Source organism: Bartonella vinsonii subsp. berkhoffii ATCC 51672, assembly GCF_902825225.1.
In the GTDB taxonomy this organism is placed as follows: Bacteria; Pseudomonadota; Alphaproteobacteria; order Rhizobiales; family Rhizobiaceae; genus Bartonella; species Bartonella berkhoffii.
On record NZ_CADEAK010000068.1, the window covers coordinates 1 to 952 of the forward strand.

Consider the following 952-nt stretch of genomic DNA (forward strand, 5'->3'; position numbering starts at 1 on the left):
TTGGTCTTTATGACGATTATCAACGCGGTTTTGATATTGGAGAACAGCTTAAACTCTGTGTGGATTTGGCGTTATCCCTTGAGTTGGAATTGAGTATTCACCGTTTAAGCGAAGCAGAGGCGGTTTTAGAGGGCCAAGTGGTGGAAGCTTTGCCCCGTTGCAGAATTCCTTATTCCAAGAGGGATGAGGCAATTGATGCAAGCAGTACAGTTATTCATATGGATTTTGGAGGCGAAAAGTTATGAAACGGAACCCTTATATGGTTGGAGATTGCTTGATTGCTTTGCGCTCTGCTTTGTTAAAGCATGAACTGGAAGGCATTTTTTTGAGTGCGAAAGATGTTCGAGAATTGAATGATTATTTACGCCGCTTGGCGGGTTATAACCACATTTTAGGGCATGAACTTTTGCGGTGTCGTTGGCAAATAAAGGCGGGGTACAAGCCGTTGTCAGGGGATGTTGTGCCGTTTCGCCGTTTTCAAAAACATAAGGAGGACTTTTGTGATGAATCAACCAATTGAGCTTGAAGGAACGCATTATATGAAGGATTCGAAGGGGGCTTTGGTACCGGTAAGTCTGATCCGCCCTGCGGATTTATTAGAGGATGAAACGGTGTGCAAAATTATGGGTTTTGCGAAAGAACTATCGGCAAGGATTGCACGTTTTAATAGCCATACGATTGCAGATTTGAGTGCTTTTGATAACTTGCTTGCGCAAGAATATGGCGTGGAGCGGCGTGGTAAAAAGGGCAATTGTACTTACACAAGTTTTGATGGTTTGCAACGCATTAAGGTGCAAGTGCAAGAGAGCTTTGATTTTGGTCCACAATTGCAAATTGCTAAAAGCCTTCTTGATGAATGTTTAAATGAGTGGTCTGCGGATGCGCGCCCTGAAATCCGTGCGATTATTACGCGTGCTTTTAATACGGATAAAGAAGGCAAGGTGAATCGGGG

Annotated in this window: 3 protein-coding genes; all 3 read left to right on the forward strand. The window is 43.7% G+C overall.

Going from position 1 to position 952, the window contains the following annotated elements:
• Positions 1 to 245, forward strand: a 245-nt coding sequence (locus J7R10_RS08240; RefSeq protein ID WP_208436437.1) for a hypothetical protein, incomplete at its 5' end; no start/stop codon positions are given.
• The gene (locus J7R10_RS08245) at positions 242 to 520 is read left to right on the forward strand and encodes a hypothetical protein (protein WP_010705196.1); all 279 of its coding nucleotides are present in this window, start codon (positions 242 to 244) and stop codon (positions 518 to 520) included. The genes J7R10_RS08240 and J7R10_RS08245, both read left to right, overlap by 4 nt.
• On the forward strand, positions 504 to 952 hold a 449-nt coding region (locus tag J7R10_RS08250; RefSeq protein ID WP_208436438.1), incomplete at its 3' end, for a DUF3164 family protein. The genes J7R10_RS08245 and J7R10_RS08250, both read left to right, overlap by 17 nt.